Genomic DNA, 23675 nt, shown 5'->3' on the forward strand with positions numbered 1-23675 from the left:
GATAAACAAGATCTAACTTAAACAAACATAGCATTATATGACTTAAACTTCAGATCTTTGCCCCAAAAAATCGCCTTGGGCTGCACTCACACCAAGAATTTTTAACGTTTGCCATTCTTCTAAACATTCAACGCCCTCTGCAATCACTTTCACTTCGGCTCTATAAAGGCCACCAATGAGACTACGTATAAATAATTGATTTTCTGAGCGTTGATCTACTCGGCGCACGATAGACCGGTGTAATTTCACTAAATCAAAGTGATACTCCTGGATATAATGAGTACCCACAACTGATTGACCAACATTATCTACCGCCAATTTTGCACCCATCTTTCTCAACATATCGAGAGTTTTAACTACCAAAGTATTTTTCTGATTTTTGACAATAATATCTTCAGAAACTTCAAAAATAAGTCGCGCCGCTAAAGGACGATGCTCTAATAATGTAGATTGTAACCAACGAACAAATGCCCTACTGGTCAAACTATCAAGGCTTAAGTTAATGCTGTAAGTTGACTCATTATCAGACATTAACCTGAAGAGCACTTGTTCCAGCACTTGCCTCTCAACCTGTGGCATTAATCCACACTTGTTAGCCATGGGAATAAACAATGTCGCGCGAACATCATTACCTTTTAAATCACGGGCGCGGCTGAATATTTCATAGTGCATAATTTGATTATCACTATCAATAATAGCTTGCTGTAAAGTAAAAAACCGTTTGGACACCAATGCATTTTCAATAAAACTACGCCAACGCACAGACCCTTTAGCGATTTCCTCATCTAACGCGCCTTTATCGTACATAAACCAGTTATTAACACGTTGTAATTGTGCTGCTCGAAGTGCCATTTCGGCTTCTTCAATAAGCTGAACTTGTAAATCGCCAGCGTTAAAAAAAGCACAGCCTAAGTGTAAAAAGTTATCCGGATTACCAATGCCATAAAAAGGTAATGCAAGGCAGGTTTTGAGTATTCGTTGCGCTAACTGGTCGGCTTCTGCCAGTGATAATTGTGGCACTATGATGACTAATTGTGAGTAACTGCGGCGAGCAAAAATACTGTCCTCGTATTGAACGAGTGCGGCTGTAATGGCTTCCGTTGTTAATGACAGCATTGCCTTAACGCCGCTTTCACCGTATTGGTCTTCCACTAAGTCAACATCATCAAACTCAATTAACATTAATACACCATGAGCAACCATTTTCTGATTATGGCTTAATCCGTCGAGACGATTTTGAAAGAATATCGGGTTGCCAATCTGAGTTTGTTTATCAAGAAAAGTGTCTTTACGAATAAATTGATCTAAGCGGCCACGTTCTTTATGAGCATCATCCAACTCGGCCAGCAATTTGCTGATCGCACGATTGATCATCCGTGGTTTGCCATTTGTCGGCATATCGGCAGCTTGCTTTAAATGTCCTTCTAAAATGAGTTTGCTTCGTTGAGCAAGTTGTTCAATGCCATCTAGCTCTCTGGAGTACCATCCATAACCAAAACGGACAAAAATTCCGATGCTGATAAAACCAATAACCAGAATAATAAGCTCGTGCCAGCCAAGATCATGTAAAGAAAATGGCGGCGGCATAATTAATGTCATGGATAATTGGCCATGGCTTAATTCGCTCTTATAGAGCGTTAAACTACTTTTAACGATACCTGCTTGATCACGATGAAATTGATAAACTAATTGGTTGTCTTGCGACAGAGAGAATTCAACCGCTTTATAAGCGGTCAATAGAGGGGGTAACCAGGTAGAAAATTGACGACTACCGTGTTGTTGATAATCGTCGGCTAACATGGTTTCTAACTCAGCGACTTTTTGTTGCTGAAAAGTGTAGGTCAATTGGGTAAAGCCCATCACCGCACACAGTAAAAATACAAAAGCCACCGCAGCTAATGAAAGCAGCCAAAAACTGGTTAATTTTTTAGTAAGGATCTTGGTGAGTTTCATTTATCCGCTATCCTGCTGGATTTATTTATTTTATTAATGACTCCAATGTTATCCAGTATAACGATTGTGCTCTACAACTTCACTAATCGTTTTTAATCACGCTTATCTTAGGCCTATAAAAAAGGGGCAAAAGCCCCTTTTATTAACGGCAGCAGGTTTATTATCCTTGTTCGGATGAATAAACCTGATTAGGTATGCTTGCTTTCTACACTTTGTATTCAGTCGGTAATGTGGTGATTTTTGCCACCCCAGAATCGATTGCCGCTTGCGATACTGCGCGAGCTACCAGCGGCAGTAATCTTGGGTCCATAGGTTTAGGCAACACATATTGCGAACCAAAACTCAATGATGACACGTTAGGATAGGCCGCTAACACCTCGGCTGGCACAGGCTCTTTAGCGAGGTTAGCAATAGCATATACAGCAGCCAGCTTCATTTCGTCGTTAATGACCGCCGCGCGAACATCGAGTGCGCCTCGAAAAATAAACGGGAAGCACAATACATTGTTCACTTGATTTGGATAGTCACTACGACCAGTACCCATAATTAAGTCTTTACGGATATTATGAGCTAATTCAGGCTTAATTTCAGGATCAGGATTTGAACAGGCAAAGATCACCGGGTTAGGTGCCATTAACGCAATATCATCAGCAGCCAATAAATTTGCACCCGACAACCCTAAAAATACATCGGCATCTTTAATCACATCTTGTAGGGTGCGTTTATCGGTATTGTTGGCAAATAACGCTTTATATTCATTGAGATCTTCACGGCGCGTATGAATCACCCCTTGCCTGTCTAGCATATAAACATTTTCACGCAATGCGCCACATTTAACGATCATAGTCATACACGCAATCGCAGCAGCACCGGCACCTAAACAAACAAATATTGCATCATCAATTTTTTTACCTTGAATTTCCAGAGCATTCAACATGCCTGCTGCAGTAACAATAGCAGTGCCGTGTTGATCGTCATGAAATACCGGAATATTGCATCGCTTAATCAGTTCTTGTTCAATTTCAAAACATTCAGGCGCCTTAATATCTTCTAAATTAATCCCGCCAAAGGTATCAGCAATCGATTCGACAGTATTAATAAAGTCTTCAGTTGTGCGGTGTTTCACTTCAATATCAATCGAATCAATATTCGCAAAACGTTTAAACAGAAGTGATTTGCCTTCCATAACCGGTTTTGACGCTAATGGTCCTAAATTGCCTAAACCTAAAATAGCGGTCCCGTTGGTAATAACCGCAACCGAATTGCCTTTATTGGTATACCGATAGGCATTTTCAGGATTAGAAGCGATCTCTCTAACAGGCTCTGCCACACCAGGACTATAGGCCAACGCTAGATCGTGGCTTGATTGAGCCGGTTTTGTCAGGCAAACAGCTGTTTTACCTGGTACTGGGAATTCATGATAATCGAGAGCTTGTTGACGAATATCTGACATTTTATACATCCTGAAATGCGCTATCTATGAAGGAAAGTATGATCCATAGTTCACTTTAACCGTGAACTTGCAGGCCATCTAAAATTTTAATAACAATACGCTAATGCAGGGATTATATACATCAAAAACTCAGTGATAGGAGGTGTTGTGAGTCAGAATAGAGGCTATGTTTTATAATTATAACTAATCGAACATGAATATATATAAATCAATAAGTTAAAAATGTAGGAAAATAACAAGATTTACGATAACAATCGGATATAGACGTCGATATTTGCAGTTTATTTTGTCTAAATAACAATAAAGCGAGGTTTGTGCTTTTTTGTATTGTTTACCACTAAAAAATTAGTTTTCGTTACAGCACAATACTGCTGTTGCCATATAAAAAACAAAAAAGGCGCCAAAGGCGCCTTATTCAAGTAAATTGCAATGCAATTACTTTTTACCAAGCATACCAAAACGCTTGTTGAACTTGTCAATACGACCACCAGTATCAACAACTTTCTGAGTACCAGTGTAGAATGGGTGACATGCACCACATACGTCCAAGTGTAGGTTTTTACCTGCAGTTGAGTTCACTTTGATGATGTTACCACAAGTACAAGTTGCAGTAATTTCAGCGTAATTTGGGTGAATACCTGTTTTCATTTTGGGCTACCTTAAATTGAAGGCCATGTCGCTCTCCCAACCCGAAGTTGAGCACCACATGCAGTTAATAACAATATGTTTTAGGCGCAAGATAATACAGTGTCTCTTATACACAAACAAGTAGAATTTCTAAGCGATACTACGATTGTCGATGTGTGCGCTCTAGAGTCTCATAGGTAATTTGTGCCTTAGATGAATTTTGATGTTGCTTTAACATCTCACTTGATGGGCACTGTAAACGGCTATCAGACATCAATAAGTAAATTTTACCATTGGCAAACGCATTAGGGTTTGCCTCATAAATCGCCAGCATTGCACCATATACACTGATTTGCCATTGTCGATAATAACGATCGGCAACTCGCCATAACGTGTCTTGAGGAAATTTATCCATTAAACAGGTTTTATCTTGCCCATAAGTCGGTATCGATGACTTGGCTATATTATTGATTGGCAATGGCTGAGGCGATATTTTCGTGTCATGAATAGCGGCCAATAACGCATTACTTTCAGATTTTTTACTGTCCATATCATTCACTGAACCATTCATTGATACTGACTGAGTGGCGAGAACAGGTACAGGTAATGTTGGCGTTAATAGTCCTTGAGAATTACCACGTTGACTGGCGACTAAATTGTCGAATGTGACCCTATCTACCACGACATTTTGATAGCGCGAAAGCGTCTCCATTGATGGGCAGCGTAACGAGTGGCCTAATTGCAGTAGACTAATTTTATCTTGATAGAATGCAGAGGGATTCGTTTGATAAAGCGCAAGCATGGCGCCATAAATGTTTGAATTCCATTGCTTACGATAGCGAACCGCTATTTTCCATAAAGTATCATTCGGTAACTGATTGATCTGGCAATCATTCAGATTTTTTTGCGTTGTAGCTACCTGAGGTATAACGCTGGCTTTACGACTTATAGGCGTAAGCATTGAAGTCGGTAATACCGAAGCTGACTTCATCGTTTTAATTGCTACTGGCTGGTATTGGCTCTGAACAATGGCTTGAGAGAATAAAGGTACCGGTGAGTATTGTAGCCATTTAGCATTACGGTATTCAGAAACAATGAGTGCCGCATCTTTATCGCGGATTTTTTCGGTACCACTTAATACAAAGACATCACGATCACGCTGTTCAACCTCAAGTTTTTCTAACACAATATTATCTTGATAAATTTGGCGTAAATAAAATGTCAGCCGCGATAAATCATGGTGATCGGTTATAACATTCACGGTGAACTGAGGAGATTGTCCGCTTTCAAATGGAATAGTATCGATACTGATATGACTGACTTGTGCAATCACAGTTGAAATACTATCAACCGCCAATAATGCTAATATTGCTAGCACCTTAAAGCTTTTCATTAAATCAATCCTTTCGATTATAAACCGCTTCAGCACAGCGTAAAACACGCTGTAAAACCATGATGTTAAATACACGTATACACTGACAAATAAAATGTTCACGCAAAGCTCATCAGGCTGTAATTTATTATTATTGTTTACTTTTTTAACCTTATCCCTGAGCTAAATCATAAGTATTAACACGGGCAACTATATAAACTAACATAAACAGCTGCAACTAATTACTGATAAACCAAAGTAAATACTCGATTAAGGACTACTTTTTATCACTAATTATGATCAGAAACCTTATTTAGCCGCATGCTTTGCTTCAATGACCTCAAAGACTTTCCTATCTACCGCTTTATTATTGTATTCAGCTAAAATAGCCTTCGATGGGCAATGCAATGGAACATCTTTTAATAATAAATGAATTTTCTGTTTGGAAAATGCCATTAAGTTAGCCTCAAAAATAGCTAACATTGCCCCATAAACACTGGTATGCCATTGTTCTTTGTAACGGTTCGCAATACGCCATAATGTATCACTATTATCTCGCTCAATTACACAGATTGCCTGATGAGAGGATTCTGCTGTGGATGGCTCTGATGGTTCTGATGGTTCTGATGATGCCTGCTCTAGACGTCTGTCATCTTGTTGATGTTTTTTGGATGCTTTCCCACTAGTGTTGTCTTTTGCTACTGGCAGTACTCGAGACGTAACAACATTAGAGACTAAGGTGGCACTATTAACTGAGTACGGGGCATCAAATAAGGCCATTACTGCTAACGTAACCGCTCCTTTCGCAGTATCTTCGGTAACGATTAACTGTGCATTTACATCACTGATGATATCAGTACCCTTAAGCTGCAATAAAAAACGATTAATACTCTGCACTGCTAACTTCTGCTGCACAACCTTATTGCCATCCAAGCTGCCATCCAACTGGCGAATATAAAAACCTAACCGCGACGCATCATCATTTTGTGCCACGATGTTGATCTTTAATTGCGGGAGATTATTCAATTCAAATTGGCGACTATTGATACTGACATGATTCACTTGAGCTATTGGCGTAGCAATATAGCCCAATAATCCAAATACTAGAATGATGACCTCAATAAGTCCTTTACGCATATATGTTGCCCTATCTCTTTGATGACACTTAGAGGTAAACTGATCCGCAATCCACTATCGAATTGAAAAATGATGAAGCCTTATGCCCGTGTTTGTTGAAGTCGCCTTACCCGTCCCGTTACGCAGAAACTTTAGTTATCGTGTAAAAGACGAACAACAAGCGGGATTACAAATCGGTCTTCGAGTCAAAGTCCCTTTTGGCCCTCAACAACTCATCGGCTTAATTACTGCTATTACTGACAGCTGTGACTTAGCACCGCAACAAATAAAATCAGTCACAGCTGTACTAGATGATGCCCCATTGTTACCTGATTCGCTATATAAATTAACCCTCTGGGCGGCCCGATATTACTTTACTACCCAAGGACAAATGCTCAGCCAAGCGCTGCCTGTCGCACTGAGAAAAGGCCTCGAAGCGGCGCCGCAAGCGGTAGTTGAATATCATTTAAGCCCCGAAGGACGCAATGCTGATTCTAGCGTATTAAAACGTGCCCCGGCACAGAAAAAGCTGCACGAGTTATTACTGGCAAACCCCATCAGCCATGATGAGTTCACCACCCAACAATTAAGCAAAGCGGCATTAAAAGCATTAGAACAAAAACAATGGATTGAACGGCAACAAAAGGTACTCAGCCATGATTTAAGCTGGCGCCAACAGCTTATTATGAATGAGTCACCTCATAAGCTTAACAAACAACAAGCCGTTGCCGTTTCAGTACTCACTCAACAGCAAGGGTTTCATTGCACCTTATTAGAAGGGATCACAGGCTCTGGCAAAACCGAAGTCTACCTCACCTTGCTTGAGACAATTTTAAAACAAGGTAAACAAGCACTGATCCTCGTGCCTGAAATTGGCTTAACACCGCAAACCATTAATCGCTTCAAACGCCGTTTTGAAGTCAATGTTGCCGTGATCCATTCCGGATTAACCGACAACCAACGCCTAGAAGCTTGGCGTCAGGCTCGTGTCGGTGAAGCGGCAATTATTATTGGTACTCGCTCAGCACTCTTTACTCCAATGGCCTACCCAGGGTTAATTATTCTCGATGAAGAGCATGACAGCAGCTTTAAGCAACAGGAAGGTGTGCGCTATCACGCGCGTGACTTGGCAGTAATGCGCGGGCATCTTGAAGATATTCAAGTGGTATTAGGCTCCGCGACGCCATCATTAGAAACCTTACAAAATGCGCTATCTGGCCGCTATCATCACTTGGAACTGAGTGAACGCGCTGGTGCTGCGCAAAAGGTTAAGCAAGGAATTGTCGATATCACCTCGCAACCATTAAAAGCGGGCATGTCGACATCATTAATTAATGAAATGCGTATGCACCTTGATGCGGGTAATCAGGTACTGCTATTTCTCAACCGCCGCGGCTTTGCCCCGGCCTTGCTTTGTCATGAATGTGGTCATTTACATGAATGCGACCGTTGCGATGCTTTTTTTACCGTCCATCAAGGCTTAAACGAGATTTGTTGTCATCACTGTGGCAATCAATACGCTATCCCGCGCCAATGCCATCAATGTGGTAGCACCATGCTAATGGGCCACGGTTTGGGGACCGAGCAGCTAGAACAAGAATTGATTAAACTGTTTCCCAAATATCCGGTTGTCCGCATTGACCGAGACACCACCAGACGTAAAGGCTCCCTTGAACAGCAGCTAAAAGGGATTTACATGGGTAAATATAAAATTTTGGTCGGCACCCAAATGCTCGCCAAAGGACATCACTTTCCAGATGTTACCCTTGTTGGCTTATTGGACGTCGATGGCGCATTGTTCAGTGCAGATTTTCGCGCACCTGAACGTTTTGGGCAGCTATACACCCAAGTGTCTGGCCGTGCTGGCCGTGCAGACAAACCCGGTAAAGTGCTACTGCAAACCCATCAAAGTGATAACCCCATTTTACGTGATTTATTGAAACGCGGTTATGGTGAGTTCGCTCGTACTCAGCTGAAAGAGCGCCAACAGGCACTATTACCACCCGCTTGGCACATGGTATTAATTCGAGCAGAAGCACATTTAGCCGAAGATGCTGATGCGTTTCTAGCCCGCACCAGCGAGCTATTACCACAAGATAAAGACTTTGAAATTATTGGCCCAATTCCGGCGCCACTTGATCGTAAAGCTGGAAAATATCGACGCCAATTAATACTGCAAGCTAAAAGTCGTCAGCGCTTGCAAACCGAATTCGAACGCGTATTAGCACTCATTGAACAAATACCTGAAAGTAAGCGTTGTCGTTGGAGTATCGATCGTGATCCACAGGATTTAATGTAACACAGCGGCATTTTTACTAAGCCAACGGACACTATATCTGTCATAAACTTCGCTTAGGTTGATAATCAGCATAAAAAAACCAATATTTCCGTTAAAGCAGATAGCAATCACCCCCCATAAACGGCTAAAATATGCGGTTCCGTCATGTCATTCATTTAACGAATTAGTGCAAGCAAACGCCCATGAAATCACATATTGAATCTTTACTAGAACAAACCATCGAATCCTTCAAACAGCAAGGAATTGTGCCGGCTGATTTTCAAGCTCGCATTCAGGTCGATCGCACTAAAGATAAAAGTCATGGTGACTTAGCGACTAACCTTGCAATGATGCTGACTAAAGTTGCTAAAAAGAACCCGCGCGAATTAGCACAGCTTATTATTGATACCTTGCCAGCATCATCTTATGTGGCCAAAGTAGAAATTGCCGGACCAGGGTTTATTAACTTTTTCATTGATGACAATGCATTAGCTAATCAACTACAGCAAGCACTGACGAGCGACCATTTAGGAGTGGCTTTACCGACTAAGCAAACTATCGTTGTCGACTATTCTTCGCCAAACTTAGCCAAAGAAATGCACGTCGGCCACTTACGCTCAACCATCATTGGTGACAGCGTCGTGCGCGCACTCGAGTATTTGGGCCATAAGGTCATTCGCCAAAACCACGTCGGCGATTGGGGGACTCAGTTTGGTATGCTGCTGGCGTTAATGGAAGAGTTACGCGCAGCTAATGGCGAACAAGCCAAAATGGAATTGTCTGACTTAGAAAGTTTTTATCGTGCTGCTAAAGTACGTTTTGATGAGTCTACAGAATTTGCCACTCGTGCTCGTCAACTTGTCGTCGCGTTACAATCAGGTGATGAATACTGCAATAAGCTATGGCGCGAATTTAACGACATCTCATTAAGCCATTGTCATGATGTATATAAGCGTTTAGGGGTTAGCTTAACCCGCGCAGATGTTCACGGCGAAAGCGCATATAATGCCGACCTAGCCCAAGTGGTTAAAGATTTAGATACCCAAGGCCTGTTAAGCGAAAGCAATGGCGCTAAAGTGGTATTCCAAGAAGCGTTTCGTAATAAAGAAGGCGAGCCTTTACCGGTTATTATTCAAAAAGCCGATGGTGGCTATTTATACGCCACCTCAGATCTTGCCGCCATGCGTTACCGCTCAAACGTATTAAAAGCCGATCGCGCCATGTACTTTGTCGATTTACGTCAAGCCTTGCACTTCCAGCAAGTGTTTAGCCTTGCCAAACTGGCTAAATTTGTTCGCCCTGAAATGTCGCTAGAGCACACAGGCTTTGGCACCATGAATGGTGAAGATGGTCGTCCATTTAAAACCCGTTCAGGCGGGGTGGTTAAGTTAGTCGATTTACTTGACGAAGCCGATGTTCGCGCTCTTGAACTGGTTCGCAGTAAAAATCCAGATATGGATGAAGCTACCCTCACTGAAATTGCTCGCGTAGTCGGTATCAGCTCAGTTAAGTATGCAGATCTGTCCAAGAACCGTACCAGTGATTATATTTTCAGTTTTGAGCAAATGCTTAGCTTTGAAGGTAATACTGCACCTTATCTTCTTTATGCCTATACCCGCGTGGCTGGTATTTTTAAACGTGCAACAGATATTGATCTTAGCCAAGCTAAGATTGTGCTCGAGCATGAAAAAGAAAAAGACTTAGGCACTAAACTGGCACAATTTGGTGAGGTGTTAACTCGCATGACAGACAAAGGCTTACCGCATGTATTATGTGGTTACCTGTATGAGCTAGCGAGTGAGTTTTCGAGTTTTTATGAAGCTTGCCCAGTGCTTGCTGCCGAAACTGAAGCACAAAAGCAAAGCCGTTTATTGCTTGCACAATTAACCGCTAAAACCTTAAAAACGGGCTTGTCGCTACTTGGCATTGAAACCCTAGAGCGGATGTAATCATGAGTCGTGACTACGCAAATCGCAAACCTCGTGCGGGCGCAAAAGCCCGTGCGCCACAACGAAAAAAAGCACCTAAACGCTCTTTTCCTTACTTGGCTGTTTTTGTGATACTCACCTTAGTCATAGGTTTTGGTTATTTCTTATGGTCCATTAATGGCAGCTCCGACTCATCGGTCGTATCTGAGCCAGCTCAACAACCTAAAAAGAAAACGCTATCAACCGCGACCGTAGAAGCGCCAAAAAAAGTGGTCAAAAAAGATCCTAACGCACTGCCACCTAAGCCGCAGGAAGAATGGACTTATCTGGAAGAGCTTGAAAACAAGCAAGTGGAGATAGACTTACCTGAAACAGGTGTAGTGTCTAGTGGCATCTATCAAATGCAATGCGGATCGTTTAGGCAAGAGTCGCAAGCAAATGAAATGAAGGCCAGAATTGCCTTCCAAGGTGCTGAGGCACAAGTGCGCCGCAGCGAAGGTACCAATGGCGTGTGGTATCGCGTGGTATTAGGACCCTATCCGAACAAGCGCGATGCGGAACATAATCGCCATAAGATGCAGAACGCAGGGTTAAATGGCTGCATCATTTGGTTGTGGGAATAACGCTGCTCGTCTGATATTGCTGTATAAATCACTTTAGCCCTGTTCTCTGCAACAGGGCTTTTTGTTGTCCATCGCTTGATATCTGTCATTTTGTCCCCATATCCATTTTATCAATCAACAATTGCATTCACCCTAATGACCCGTTGATGTATTAGTGAAGAGGATTTACCGTGACTACTATCGTATCCGTACGCCGCAATAATCAAGTTGTCATCGCTGGTGATGGCCAAGTGTCTCTAGGCAATACCGTGATGAAAGGTAATGCACGTAAAGTGCGCCGCCTATACCACAATAAAGTCTTAGCCGGTTTTGCTGGCGGTACTGCCGATGCATTTACTCTTTTTGAGCGTTTTGAAACCAAGCTCGAAATGCATCAAGGCCATTTATTAAAATCTGCCGTAGAGCTTGCCAAAGATTGGCGTAGCGACAAAATGCTGCGTAAGCTCGAAGCTATGCTGGTCGTAGCGGATACTGAAACATCATTAATTATTACCGGTAATGGCGACGTTGTTCAGCCAGAATATGACTTAATTGCCATTGGTTCTGGCGGAAACTATGCTCATGCATCAGCCTTAGCATTACTGCAAAATACTGAGTTAAGCGCGGAAGAAATAGCAGAAAAATCACTGACGATTGCAGGCGATATTTGTGTATTCACCAACCAATTCAAAACTATCGAAAAGTTAGACTACTAATTCGAGCGTTAATAAAGGAACAGTTATGTCTGAAATGACTCCACGTGAAATTGTTCACGAACTAGATGCACATATCATTGGCCAACAAAATGCCAAACGCTCAGTAGCCGTTGCATTGCGAAATCGCTGGCGCCGGATGCAACTTGAGCCAGAACTTCGTCATGAAGTCACGCCAAAAAATATTTTAATGATTGGCCCAACAGGTGTCGGTAAAACTGAGATCGCCCGTCGTTTAGCCAAATTGGCTAACGCACCTTTTATCAAAGTTGAAGCGACAAAATTTACCGAAGTGGGTTATGTCGGTAAAGAAGTGGAACAAATCATCCGTGATTTAACCGACTCAGCAGTGAAAATGACTCGCGAACAGCAAATGAAAAAATGCCGTCATCGCGCCGAAGAAATGGCCGAAGAGCGTATTTTAGATGCCTTATTACCTAAGCCAAAAGATGACTGGGATACCGACAAAAAAGATGACTCTACCACCCGTCAGGTTTTCCGTAAAAAGCTGCGCGAAGGTCAATTAGACGACAAAGAAATTGAGATCGATGTTGCTGCGCCTCAAGTCGGTGTTGAAATCATGGCCCCTCCAGGCATGGAAGAAATGACCAATCAGTTACAGGGCTTATTTCAAAATCTTGGCCAAAGCACCTCTAAACGCAAAAAGCTTAAAATCAAAGATGCTTACAAGCAGTTGGTTGAAGATGAAGCGGCAAAGCTAGTCAATCAAGAAGACTTAAAAGAACAAGCCATCGAGCTGGTTGAGCAAAATGGTATTGTGTTTTTAGACGAAATCGACAAAATTTGTAAGCGCGGCGAAAGCTCAGGCCCAGATGTATCCCGTGAAGGTGTACAACGTGACCTACTGCCATTAGTGGAAGGCTGCACAGTTTCCACTAAACACGGCATGGTTAAAACCGACCACATTTTGTTTATTGCTTCTGGTGCATTCCAGATGTCTAAACCGTCTGATTTAATTCCAGAGCTTCAAGGCCGTTTACCGATTCGTGTTGAATTAGACGCCCTTACCGCTGCTGATTTTAAACGCATTCTAACAGAGCCATTTGCCTCACTCACTGAGCAACATGTCGCCCTGATGAACACCGAAGGCGTAACCATAGAGTTTACTGAATCAGGTATTGAGCGCATTGCAGAAGCGGCATGGCAAGTGAATGAGCGCACCGAAAACATTGGTGCACGCCGTTTACATACCGTGATGGAAAAATTGATGGAAGAGATTTCATACGAAGCTTCTGAAAAGTCGGGTTCTAAATTTGTCATTGACGCTGAATATGTCAATGACCACCTTGATACCTTGGTACAAGATGAAGATTTAAGCCGCTTTATTTTATAACCATTATTTGAATCAAGCGCCCTCCCATTTGGTTATTATTAATGGGAGGTCTCGTGACTTTTTGGTTTATGAATAAACATCACGAATGCAGGTTACAACAATAGGATTAACAGCAAAATCGCGTATGATGATAATCTGCGATTTAGCGTTAATCCTTTTTTTTATAGGTATTCCCATGACCCAATCAACGCCTACCGTCACCGGCATTAAGCTTAAGCGTCAATCTAAGTTACTCGAAGTGACCTTTGATAACGACCAAACTTACAACATCAGTTGTGAAATGCTCCGAGTCTTCTCGCCATCGGCTGAAGTGCAACGTCATGGCGACCCAATATTAGTGACGCATAAGAAAGCCGTAAATATCAAAGCGCTCGAACCTGTTGGCCATTATGCAGTAAAAATTACCTTTGATGATGGTCATGATACTGGCTTGTATTCTTGGCAGGTGCTGCATAACTTGTGCAGTAATCAAACTGAATTATGGCAACAGTATTTAGCCCGATTGCGGGCAGAGAAAGGCTCACGTGAGCCACTGATTTCGATGAATATTAAGTATTCATGAATACGGTACGCTTTAACGATAGACGTTGATTTCAATACTATATTTGCATAACTTTACTCATCGCGATCAGCAATTGACACTCAAACGATTATGCTTAGTCATAGTCTTCACTCGTATCGAGGTGTGTATGAAACAGTCAATTCAATTTCCTATGATTAAAGTGTTATTGGTCGGATTAGCAATTATCAGTTTAAGTGCTTGTGCCCCACGTGCTCATCATGGACACGCAAAAGCGCCTACTAATAAAAAGACAGTAACTAAAGTGGTCGTTGTTAAACCAGCGGCATATCGCGTCGTTAATGTTAATAACGTTCATCAAAAGGATGTTGTTATCATTCGAAAACGTTAAATGACTCTACTATAAGTGCCAGCTATTTTGCTGGCATTGTTGAATGATGAACTTAGTTAACTCGTATTAACAATGGCCTGCAGCCACTAACGTCGTGGCGCTTCGCCCACACCAAACCAAGTGCTAAAGTTGCATTTCTGGCAATAAATTTAATCCAAATAAATCTCATTAACCTCGTCATCCCGGCAATGCTTTTGAGCCGGGATCCAGGTGTTTCGTTATGCTTAGCACTTATCCCTGATGGCATACGGCCACTAAGGTCGTAGCGCCTCGCCCACGCCGGATTTTTCAAACTTCGTTTGAATTAAGATCGCAAGGTTCCACCCTGCACCGGCCAAAAGGGGATCAACAGCAATCCCCTCTTGAATCACCCCTGCCGTTCCGGCAACATTTTCGCTATTTAACCAAACAACAGCAGCGAAAAATTGCGACGGAAATGGCTCTAGCTTTTGGCCTCTTTTTCGTGTTCTTCGGACTTATTTGAAAATGCTAACGCTTCAGATGGGGCGTCCCTTCCCCTCTAACGCTAAGCTCACATCCATGTGAGCTTCACGCTATTTTCTTCAACATCCTCAATAATATGAAACCTGAAAGAGTTTAATCAGTTCTAAACTTTAAATAACTGACAACCATAAATAACGTTAATCGAAGAGATAAAAATCACAGATTTAGATGAGTCTGCGAGTATCCAAAGCATGGAGGTTTTAGATACGTCCACATGGATGCTAATTTTTACATCAAGAGTCGGCGTCTCGCTGAATTATCTACACGATGACCTGCGACTGGCAATTGGTTAAATTGATTTTTTGGACTGCTATTTTAGAATCAACTTCAGGAATGGGGATGAAACCATAGATATCATAATTACTATAAACGTTATCCTTTAAGTACAACTATATTGTTCCATACTCGGAACAAGCATTCTATGCTGTGCGAAAGCGCTTTTATATGTTTAAATTTGCCATCGGTAAACTCATCGGAAGAGGTGATATAAATGAAATTTAACCACAGGCTTACTCAGGCAAAACTGAGTGCTGTAACCTTATGCCTTGGGGTTTCATTTGGTATGTCTTTACTTATCGGAAGTACAGATCCTTTTATCGGTCTTATGTTGGGCATAATAACCATCGGAGTTTATATTATGATCTTATCGGGGAAATGGCATTCGAAGAACAAATAAATGATTTTACATCCCAAAAATGTCAGCATTTAATTTAACGTCGCTTGTCATCGGCTTCGGCCCATTTTTCAATAAAGAGTGTAAATGCTAATGCTTCCGATGGTACATCTGATGTGTACAGATTCACGAATATCGTGATGACAGGACAATAAATAACGACTTTTTTACAGTAATAGATAGCCTGAATCTGATAACTAGAATGCCTTGAAGCACAAGGATGTACGTTAAAGGTCTGCCAGGCTGACACATTCTGTTGTAAAGAGTCTTCAACACCATTAAGCTTAATAGTATCAATTACTTGCAGATGATGTGTAAATGAATATCAACATTATTAAACTCACATCGTTATCCCAGATGATTTATTTCAACTATCATTTCCATCATTTCCATCATTTCCGAGATTTTTCATCGGGCCATATCTAAAGCTAGGTAGCGGCTGAGAGAATACCCGCTCTGAACATAAATTGTTATATTGTCGCCCTGCACACACCATTGATGTTATTTAGCATTAGCCTCATAAAATAAATCTAAAAAGTGACATTATCAAGCGATCGACTCTTCTACAGGCTTTTTAGAAATTGCTCTGTTTGTGCATTTGCAGGATAGTAATGCTCCATCAACAATTCCGAGGCTGTTATGTCTAACGGCGTACCAAATGAAGTCAATGTAGTTAAAAAGCGCAGCGTTTTACCAGAGACCACTATGTCTAAATAGATAAAAGGTTCAGTCGACACGATAAGTGTTTTATCCGCTAATAAATTCGCTACGCCAGGATATTGATATAAAGATTGGATCAATTCATCATGACGTTTAGGGGCGTATTGATTCTCCAGATTCAAGCGTTGCAAAGTTGTTTTAGCCACTTCCTGCCAGTTGGTCATCACATGACGTAAACCATTAGGGTGCATTAGCCAGTGAGCAATATTATCCAACCAGATACATTGCGGGTTTTCAGCCTCCATTAAGGCAATTAATTTATCAAAGCCTTTATTGCGAATCACGACATTCCAGTACCAATCAACCACAATAGCTGGGAATGGTTCATGTTTGGCGACTATAAGCTCAAGAATACTCGCCACTTCCACTTTTTTATTATCGCTCAGTGGCGTACGTACATATTGTTCAGCAAAGCCTGCTAACGTGATCAGTTCATTGCGGTTTCTTAAGGGCAAACTAAGTACTTCACACAAGTTCATGACCATTTCTTTACTGGGTTTGGCGCGACCCGTTTCAATAAAACTAATATGCTTAGTACTTACGTTTGCTTCTAATGCTAAATCTAGTTGGCTCAAACGACGACTAGTACGCCAAAAGCGTAACTGCTGACCAAATTTATTCATGATGACCCTTGCTAACGTTTTATAGGACTATGTTACCGCGATTTAAATCAATGAACATTACCTCCGAGGTAATAGCTTTTATTACCTGCAAATATCAATATAGTTTACACACACAACAAAGAGTAAAAGCGATGACTAATTTTAGAGTGGCATTGTTAATATCATGGATATTAATTATGAGCATAACGGCTTACGCTATCGTACAAGCCGGTCCTAATTGGCCCGCTATCTATTTTGGGGATTTATTTTTAGGTAATCCTTGGCGCCAGCAGTTTAATACTGATTTTTTAATTCACTTATTCATTTTATGTTCATGGGTGTTTTGGCGTGAAGAATCGAAACTGACAGGGGCAATTTATGGATTTTTGAGCATTATTATGGGTGGCATGTTTGGCTTTATGTACATCCTTTATGCATCATATCAAGCAAAAGGAAATGTTAGTAAAATCCTGCTTGGTCAGCATTGGCATAAGTCACAGAAAGAAACATAACTGTTTTTTTGGCAGGCTTTGCGGCGTCGAGCTAAATTATCTGCACGATAGCCTGTGGCAAGCAATTGGTTACATTACAACGTTGAATGTAGATTATTAAATCAACACTCATAACCTTAAAAGACAATCATCGAAGTACAGAATCCATCCAGAGACTCTATTTTAAGTGGCAATATCTCACAATGGATTGCAAAAATAATTTTTCACCGGATAATCTACTTTATTTTGAATTAGAATATTAACGAAGAACAAAATATGACGATCAAACATCATGACTTGTTGGAAATTACTGCTCTTAAGAATTTTTGTGACAATTTACGGGAATTAAATGATCCCGTTATTATCAAGAAAAATATTGAATTTTTACTGCATTATTATAGTGTTATTAATTTTAAACTAACTTCATCCTCTGACAAATTATTATTTAGATCTAGGAAAGCAAATCCTAGTGGGTTTAACAATATATCAGAGCTAAACAGCCCACCATCAGATTTAACCCAAGCTGGCAGATTAAACGAGTCTAAAAAACCTATTTTGTATTTAAGCCAAAATATATCGTCAACTTTCGACGAAATAAGAATTGAAGTTGGTGATTATGTTCAAGTCGCTGCTTACAGACCTAAAATGGATATAGGTCCTCATGTAGCAATCATTGGGGATATAAAAGAAGTATTTCGTTGGGGTTCTTCTAGACACAGTCCAGTTATAAGCGACTATGTTAGTAAAACACTAAGAGAGATGACTCAAAATGAAAGTAAAGCATACCTTAGTTATATCTATACCGACTCTTTCTTATCAGATCTACTGACAGATAAAGCAGCTAGCACAATGGGTTATATACACACGCAATCGATTGGCGAGCTTTTATTTAAAAAACATCCTCATTTGGATGGGGTGTGTTATCAAGGGATAGAGTCTGAAGGTGCATGGAACTTAGCATTAAAATGCCCTAGTGCAGAAAAATTATTAGAAATAGAATCTGTATGGTTATTTAAAGTTGAACATTTATACGGTTATGGTCTTTACGATCATACATTAATAAAATCAGCAAAACGCATTGAGGAAAATGGTCATATTCATTGGGTGTAATGCAACTTAATCAATAAGTAAGATAGCTTAATTTTATATTATCAAGGGACCATAGATTCAAATATCGTAATCAAAACGCCAGTATTTTTGATCATTAATTCTCGAGAGCAAGCCTAAACGGCTGCTTAGAAAGCTTCGTTAGCGATCACTTATTGTAAGGCTTAACTCACCTAAAGTTTACTACCCGACAAAATCCAAGTTTGTTATGAACAACCCTATTCTTGCTTAGAAAACACTCAAATGCTAACATAAACTATATGACTCAGTGATACACTTAAAGAATATTAAGTGGGCAGAATATTCAAAACACCTGACTTTGCATCTTGGGCTAAAGATGAAAGTGTAGATCATTCGGCCTTATTGACTGCGGTTCAAGAAATTGAAGATGGACTAGTAGATGCCAAACTTGGTGGTAATGTTATTAAAAAACGTGTTGCCCGTACTGGCCAAGGTAAAAGTGGCGGTTTTAGAACCATTATTGCTTTTAAAGTTGATGATAAATCGTTTTTTATGTTTGGCTTTTCCAAGAATGAAAAAGCCAATATTTCTGCGAAAGAAAAGACTGCATTAAAGATTATGGCTAAAGAATTACTCGCTTATGATAATAAGCAATTAGCAAAAGGATTGAAACACAAAGCACTATTTGAGGTAATACGAGATGAGTAGATTATTAAAATCACTTCATAACACAGCACAAAGCTTACATGATGCAGGGGTAATGAAAACAGCCACCATGCGTGAGCTTGATGAACTATGTTTGCCTGAAGTTAACGTATTATCTGCAGCAGAAATCAAACATATCCGAATCACCAATAGGCTTAGCCAACCCGTATTTGCTAGAGGTCTTAATGTCTCGGTATCGAGTGTGCAAAAATGGGAGCAAGGTAAACGGCATCCAGAAGGGCCAGCTTTAAAACTGCTCAATCTCGTGCAAAAAAATGGTTTTGATTTACTTAAAGCATAAAGATTAATTGAGACAAGATATGCTTAACCTTGTTCTAGTAAAGTAATACCCTACATAACGAAAACCAATAAAAATGCCAGCATTTCTGCTGGCATTTTTGATCAACTGTTAACTAGTTTAAGCTTAAAGCGCGGCTTGGAAAATCACGCTGTCGGCTTTCTTAGTGTAAGAATCGATTTGGTCGAAGTTCAAGTAACGGTAAGTATCAGCTGCTGTTGCATCTAATTCTTTAGCGTATTCTTGATACTCTTCTGCTGAAGGTAAACGACCCAATAACGCTGCTACTGCTGCTAACTCAGCTGATGCTAAGTATACGTTTGCGCCAGTACCTAAACGGTTAGGGAAGTTACGTGTAGAAGTTGATACTACAGTAGCACCTTCTGCAACACGTGCTTGGTTACCCATACATAGAGAACAACCAGGGATCTCGATGCGAGCACCAACACGGCCGAAGATTGAGTAGTAACCTTCTTCAGTTAATTGATCGCGGTCCATCTTAGTTGGTGGTGCAATCCATAAACGAGTTGGTAGCGTAGTAGCAAACTTTTCTAACATCTTACCGGTAGCACGGAAGTGACCGATGTTAGTCATACAAGAACCAACAAACACTTCGTCAATCTTAGTTTGTGCAACGCTTGATAATAATACTGCATCATCAGGATCGTTTGGTGCACAAAGGATTGGTTCTTTGATGTCGTTTAAGTTGATTTCGATAATTTCAGCATATTCTGCATCTTTATCTGCTTCCATCAACTCTGGCTTGGCAATCCACTCTTGCATCGCAGTAATACGACGTTCAATCGTACGACGATCGCCATAACCTTCAGCAATCATCCACTTTAACATTACGATGTTAGAGGTTAGATATTCAATGATTGGTTCTTTGTCTAGCTTAATGCTACAACCTGCAGCTGAACGCTCAGCAGATGCATCAGATAATTCGAATGCTTGTTCAACTTTAAGTTTTTCAAGACCTTCGATTTCTAATACGCGGCCAGAGAAAGCGTTGATTTTGCCTTTCTTCTCAACCGTTAGCAGACCCATTTCAATTGCTTTTAATGGGATAGCATGGACTAAATCACGTAAGGTAATACCGGGTTGCATTTCGCCTTTAAAGCGCACTAGCACTGATTCAGGCATATCAAGAGGCATGACACCTGTTGCAGCAGCAAACGCCACTAAACCAGAACCGGCAGGGAACGAAATACCAATAGGGAAACGAGTATGTGAATCACCACCAGTACCGACGGTATCTGGTAGTAACATACGGTTTAACCACGAGTGAATAACCCCATCACCTGGACGTAAAGCAACACCACCACGGTTCATAATGAAATCCGGTAGTGTGTGGTGAGTCGTTACATCAACTGGCTTTGGATAAGCGGCAGTGTGACAGAATGACTGCATGGTTAAATCAGCACTAAAGCCTAAACATGCTAAGTCTTTTAACTCATCACGTGTCATAGGGCCGGTAGTGTCTTGTGAACCTACAGAGGTCATCTTAGGTTCGCAGTATTGACCAGGACGAACACCTGATACGCCACATGCTTTACCAACCATTTTCTGAGCTAAAGTAAAGCCTTTATCAGAAGCGGCGATATCTTGTGGACGAACGAATACTTTCGATGCTTCAAGACCTAAGGTTTCACGCGCACGGTCAGTAAGGCCACGACCAATGATCAACGGAATACGACCACCAGCACGAACTTCATCTAACAATACTTCGGTTTTAAGCTCAAATGTAGAGATAACTTCATCAGTGCCGTGACGCTTAACTACACCTTCATAAGGGTAGATATCGATCACATCACCGGTCTCCATTTGATCAACGTTGAGTTCGATCGGTAATGCACCCGCATCTTCCATGGTGTTGAAGAAAATAGGCGCAATTTTGTTACCTAGACAGAAGCCACCAGCACGCTTGTTAGGCACAAAAGGAATGTCATCACCCATAAACCATAACACTGAGTTAGTGGCAGATTTACGTGAAGAACCCGTACCAACAACATCGCCAACGTAAACTAAAGGAAAACCTTTAGTTTTTAACGCTTCGATTTCTTTGATTGGGCCAACAACACCTGATTCATCAGGCACAATACCGTCACGCGCATTTTTTAGCATTGCTAATGCGTGTAATGGAATATCTGGACGAGACCATGCATCTGGCGCTGGAGACAAGTCATCAGTGTTGGTTTCACCAGACACTTTAAACACTGTTAATGATACTTTGTCAGCCAATTTGGGACGGTTTAAGAACCAGTCAGCATTGGCCCAAGCGTCGACAACTTGCTTAGCAAAGTCATTACCCGCTTGCATTTTTTCAACAACATCGTGGTATGAATCAAACATCAACAATGTATTTGAAAGTGCTTTAACAGATAGAGGTGCTAGTGCTGCATTATCTAGTTGGTCAATTAGCGGCTCAATGTTGTAACCGCCTTGCATGGTGCCAAGCAGTTTAACAGCGTGTTCTGCGCTTAAGATAGGAGATGACACAGTGCCTTTAGCGACTGCATCAAGGAAAGCGGCTTTAACGTAAGCAGCTTCGTCTACTCCTGGTGGAATACGATTTTCGAGCAAGTCGAGGATGAACGCCTCTTCACCTGCTGGTGGTGTTTCAAATAACTTAACCAGTTCAGCCACTTGTTGTGCATTTAATGGCTTAGGGACTACGCCCTCTGCAGCACGTTCTGCGACGTGTTTACGATATGCTTCTAGCACGGCAACATTCCTCTTTGTTTGGCGCCTAACGGCGAAACTCAGCGCCACTATGGTTACGCTGATAATTCCACTGGTTCGGGCTTGAAATCCGACCTCCAGTATACTACAGCTTTATAAAAGTATGAATCAGCTCACACTCTCAGAGGTATGAAATCAACGCGATTTATCAACCTAAAAATCAATTTAGCGCTAAGTTGAATAAAATAAAATTAGACAATAGTTTGAAACAGACGGAAAAACATTTAAATACATTAACTTATACAGCACCCGCTGATTAAACTATATACAAAAAGATATCCCCTTTTTTAGATGAAATATTTTTTAAAAAGTGTGTTTTGATTGTGTCTAATCAACAACAACGTAATAATTAACACTTTACGTTGTGCCGTTTATGGAGTCAGTATTGTGTCAAACCAAATAAAAGCCGTTATTTTTGATATGGATGGAATTTTAATCGATTCCGAACCGGCTTGGCAGTTGGCCGAGCTGACGGTGCTAAATAGCTTTGGGCTTAACCTCAGTCTTGAAGAAGTAGAGCAAACCACAGGCTTGCGTATTGATCATGTTGTGAGCTATTGGTACCAACGTTTTCCTTGGCCGAATTACGACAATACAACTACAGCGAATACCATCGTTAATGAAGTGGTAAGCCAAATAAAAGCCAATGGTGAACCGATGCGAGGCGTTATTGAGTCGCTAGAGGCGTGCAAACGTTTAGGGCTTAAAATAGGGTTAGCCACATCTTCATCGTCATTAATTATTGAAGCCGTGCTGCGTAAACTCGATATTGGCCATTATTTTGATGCGATTGAGTCAGCTGAAAATCTCGATTATGGTAAACCACATCCTGAGGTATATTTAAATTGTGCTAAAGGACTGGGCATCGCACCGGGACAATGTATCGCAATTGAAGATTCGTTTAATGGCTTAATCGCCGCGCGGGCAGCCAGTATGCAAACCGTGGCAATTCCTGCGCCTCACACTGTTACACAAGCTAAATGGGTGATTGCCCATCATCAGCTAGCTCACGCAGGATTATTACCCGCGCTGCTAGAGGCCTAGGCCGCTACGCGGATAGTCCGCTGCGCTTCTAGAGCGGACTTCGTCCTGCTAGGGACAGCTTCGCTGCGAGGACGATAACAAGCGATAACAGCGAACGCTGCGCTCACGGATAGGGCTCTAGGCTTTTGGCTCGATTGTTATCTCTCGTCATCGCTTGCCACCGCCCGTCACCAAGATTTTATAGCCTCTAGCAGCGCAGCGCTCTAGCCACTAGGCTTTTAGCTCGATTGTTATCTCTCGTCATCGCTTGCCACCGCCCGTCACCAAGATTTTATAGCCTCTAGCAGCGAAGCGCTCTAGCCACTAGGCTTTTAGCTCGATTGCTATCTCTCGTCATCGCTTGCCACCGCTCGTCACCAAGATTTTATAGCCTCTAGCAGCGAAGCGCTCTAGCCTCTAGGCTTTTAGCTCGATTGTTATCTCTCGTCATCGCTTGCCACCGCTCGTCACCAAGATTTTATAGCCTCTAGCAGCGAAGCGCTCTAGCCACTAGGCTTTTAGCTCGATTGCTATCTCTCGTC

Annotated in this window: 19 protein-coding genes; 12 read left to right on the forward strand and 7 right to left on the reverse strand. The window is 41.5% G+C overall.

Translation table 11 applies throughout. The annotated features are described in order from the left end of the window. Positions 1 to 42 precede the first annotated feature (42 nt). The 5 genes from csrD to AAEY98_RS07970 all read right to left on the reverse strand — a co-directional run bounded on the left by csrD (position 43) and on the right by AAEY98_RS07970 (position 6542). The gene (gene csrD, locus AAEY98_RS07950) at positions 43 to 1953 is read right to left on the reverse strand and encodes an RNase E specificity factor CsrD (protein WP_351016202.1); all 1911 of its coding nucleotides are present in this window, start codon (positions 1951 to 1953) and stop codon (positions 43 to 45) included. A 205-nt stretch (positions 1954 to 2158) separates the two neighbouring features. Further along, positions 2159 to 3406: a malic enzyme-like NAD(P)-binding protein gene (locus tag AAEY98_RS07955; protein WP_101087702.1), complete on the reverse strand. Its 1248-nt coding sequence runs from the start codon at positions 3404 to 3406 to the stop codon at positions 2159 to 2161. Positions 3407 to 3841: 435 nt separating this feature from the next. Further along, positions 3842 to 4054, reverse strand: a complete 213-nt coding sequence (gene rpmE, locus AAEY98_RS07960; RefSeq protein ID WP_011639173.1) for a 50S ribosomal protein L31 — start codon at positions 4052 to 4054, stop codon at positions 3842 to 3844. 139 nt (positions 4055 to 4193) lie between these two features. Then, positions 4194 to 5426, reverse strand: coding sequence for a FimV/HubP family polar landmark protein (locus AAEY98_RS07965; RefSeq protein WP_350998546.1), 1233 nt, complete (start codon positions 5424 to 5426; stop codon positions 4194 to 4196). 288 nt (positions 5427 to 5714) lie between these two features. After that, positions 5715 to 6542, reverse strand: a complete 828-nt coding sequence (locus AAEY98_RS07970; RefSeq protein ID WP_351016205.1) for a FimV/HubP family polar landmark protein — start codon at positions 6540 to 6542, stop codon at positions 5715 to 5717. 82 nt (positions 6543 to 6624) lie between these two features. On the opposite strand from AAEY98_RS07970, the gene priA reads away from it, so the two are divergent. The 7 genes from priA (at position 6625) to AAEY98_RS08005 (ending at position 14307) form a co-directional block, all read left to right on the forward strand. Then, positions 6625 to 8820 carry a primosomal protein N' gene (priA, locus tag AAEY98_RS07975; RefSeq protein ID WP_162024070.1) on the forward strand — a complete coding sequence of 732 codons (2196 nt, stop codon included), beginning with the start codon at positions 6625 to 6627 and terminating at the stop codon, positions 8818 to 8820. A 182-nt stretch (positions 8821 to 9002) separates the two neighbouring features. Further along, positions 9003 to 10748: an arginine--tRNA ligase gene (gene argS, locus AAEY98_RS07980; protein ID WP_101087706.1), complete on the forward strand. Its 1746-nt coding sequence runs from the start codon at positions 9003 to 9005 to the stop codon at positions 10746 to 10748. 2 nt (positions 10749 to 10750) lie between these two features. Further along, entirely contained in the window at positions 10751 to 11350 is a 600-nt protein-coding gene (locus tag AAEY98_RS07985; RefSeq protein WP_101087707.1) for an SPOR domain-containing protein, read from the forward strand. A 170-nt stretch (positions 11351 to 11520) separates the two neighbouring features. Beyond that, entirely contained in the window at positions 11521 to 12045 is a 525-nt protein-coding gene (gene hslV, locus AAEY98_RS07990; RefSeq protein ID WP_101087708.1) for an ATP-dependent protease subunit HslV, read from the forward strand. Between the two features lie 25 nt (positions 12046 to 12070). Beyond that, positions 12071 to 13396 (forward strand): ATP-dependent protease ATPase subunit HslU, encoded by a 1326-nt coding sequence (gene hslU, locus AAEY98_RS07995; RefSeq protein WP_101087709.1) that lies wholly within the window; start codon positions 12071 to 12073, stop codon positions 13394 to 13396. Between the two features lie 175 nt (positions 13397 to 13571). Continuing rightward, a complete protein-coding gene (locus AAEY98_RS08000) occupies positions 13572 to 13958 on the forward strand; it encodes a gamma-butyrobetaine hydroxylase family protein (protein WP_011639181.1) in 387 nt (128 codons plus the stop codon). A 127-nt stretch (positions 13959 to 14085) separates the two neighbouring features. Then, complete coding sequence (locus AAEY98_RS08005) at positions 14086 to 14307, forward strand: hypothetical protein (protein ID WP_101087710.1); 222 nt, start codon at positions 14086 to 14088, stop codon at positions 14305 to 14307. Between the two features lie 1740 nt (positions 14308 to 16047). On the opposite strand, the gene AAEY98_RS08010 is transcribed toward AAEY98_RS08005, so the two are convergent. Next, positions 16048 to 16827, reverse strand: a complete 780-nt coding sequence (locus AAEY98_RS08010; RefSeq protein ID WP_101087712.1) for a helix-turn-helix domain-containing protein — start codon at positions 16825 to 16827, stop codon at positions 16048 to 16050. Positions 16828 to 17003: 176 nt separating this feature from the next. Between AAEY98_RS08010 and AAEY98_RS08015 the strand changes: the two genes are divergently transcribed. From AAEY98_RS08015 to AAEY98_RS08030, 4 genes are all read left to right on the forward strand, one after another. Next, entirely contained in the window at positions 17004 to 17318 is a 315-nt protein-coding gene (locus AAEY98_RS08015) for a hypothetical protein (RefSeq protein ID WP_351016208.1), read from the forward strand. Between the two features lie 255 nt (positions 17319 to 17573). Further along, entirely contained in the window at positions 17574 to 18407 is an 834-nt protein-coding gene (locus AAEY98_RS08020) for an RES domain-containing protein (protein ID WP_351016211.1), read from the forward strand. A 288-nt stretch (positions 18408 to 18695) separates the two neighbouring features. Next, the gene (locus tag AAEY98_RS08025) at positions 18696 to 19073 is read left to right on the forward strand and encodes a type II toxin-antitoxin system RelE/ParE family toxin (protein ID WP_351016214.1); all 378 of its coding nucleotides are present in this window, start codon (positions 18696 to 18698) and stop codon (positions 19071 to 19073) included. Continuing rightward, positions 19066 to 19371 (forward strand): helix-turn-helix domain-containing protein, encoded by a 306-nt coding sequence (locus AAEY98_RS08030; RefSeq protein ID WP_351016217.1) that lies wholly within the window; start codon positions 19066 to 19068, stop codon positions 19369 to 19371. The genes AAEY98_RS08025 and AAEY98_RS08030 overlap by 8 nt, the downstream gene beginning before the upstream one ends. Positions 19372 to 19494: 123 nt before the next feature. Here the strand turns inward: AAEY98_RS08030 and acnB are convergent, their stop codons facing one another. Further along, positions 19495 to 22092 carry a bifunctional aconitate hydratase 2/2-methylisocitrate dehydratase gene (gene acnB / locus AAEY98_RS08035; protein WP_350998527.1) on the reverse strand — a complete coding sequence of 866 codons (2598 nt, stop codon included), beginning with the start codon at positions 22090 to 22092 and terminating at the stop codon, positions 19495 to 19497. A gap of 402 nt (positions 22093 to 22494) precedes the next feature. Here acnB and hxpB point away from each other — a divergent pair, with 402 nt between their 5' ends. Beyond that, positions 22495 to 23154 carry a hexitol phosphatase HxpB gene (gene hxpB / locus AAEY98_RS08040; RefSeq protein ID WP_351016220.1) on the forward strand — a complete coding sequence of 220 codons (660 nt, stop codon included), beginning with the start codon at positions 22495 to 22497 and terminating at the stop codon, positions 23152 to 23154. Positions 23155 to 23675 lie beyond the last annotated feature (521 nt).

It is taken from the genome of Shewanella sp. AC91-MNA-CIBAN-0169, from assembly GCF_040310165.1.
In the GTDB taxonomy this organism is placed as follows: domain Bacteria; phylum Pseudomonadota; class Gammaproteobacteria; order Enterobacterales; family Shewanellaceae; genus Shewanella.